The organism is Acinetobacter sp. BY419 (assembly GCF_019038395.1).
In the GTDB taxonomy this organism is placed as follows: domain Bacteria; phylum Pseudomonadota; class Gammaproteobacteria; order Pseudomonadales; family Moraxellaceae; genus Acinetobacter.
The window spans coordinates 1-724 of sequence record NZ_JAGFXZ010000080.1; the positions used below are offsets into that span (position 1 = coordinate 1).

1 pseudogene is annotated in these 724 nt (G+C 33.0%); it reads right to left on the reverse strand.

Annotated elements, in window-relative coordinates:
- Window positions 1-184: pseudogene (locus KUG37_RS14650) on the reverse strand (ABC transporter permease); the annotation flags it as partial.
- Between the last annotated feature and the right edge of the window lie 540 nt (window positions 185-724).

A 724-nucleotide genomic window follows, 5' to 3' on the forward strand; every position in this document is an offset into this window, starting at 1 on the left:
CCATAATCCCAATGGTCAGCAGCGGCTCAAGAAAGACCCATAAATATCCCAAGCGGTATTGACCAAAGCGGGTTTGTAATTCACGTAACAATAGTGCCCGTATAGATGCATACATCACTTGTAAACCACCACGAGGCTTAAGTCGTGGGAGTTTTTTCAGTTGAGGCTGTTCCGACGATTCCATATGAGTTTTTAAGTGAATTATCTTTAAGTTAAAATATGGAAGTCATCATACTGACATCATTAATTTTTATAAAGCATATTAACAATAAAATTTCAGGGATAAATCTATTCTGCCGACAAGATTATAAGCACCTAAAAAACCATAAAATTATTCAAAAAATATAAATATATCTGTTACTTATGTTTTTATCCAAAATTTTATTTCAAAAATTAATTGCTTTCTTGATTTTCATTTTATTTTTAATTCATCAATGCTATCTAAAATTTCATTTTTTCAAAGATATGAGTATTTACTCACTCATAATGGGTTTTAGCTCTGTCACATAAATATTTAGAAGGTGTGTTTTCCCTAAATCATCTCATTTCAACATACAATTCGAGTAGAAGATCCGCCTTAGCTGAAATGAAAACTGCAGTTCGAGTCTCCTTTCCCGCTCCAGATTCTAAAAAAGCCCTGATCTTTCGTTCAGGGCTTTTTTATTGCGTTTAAATTCTTATCGTTTATTATCAGGAATGATCTGGCCCTTATCCGATGGAGACA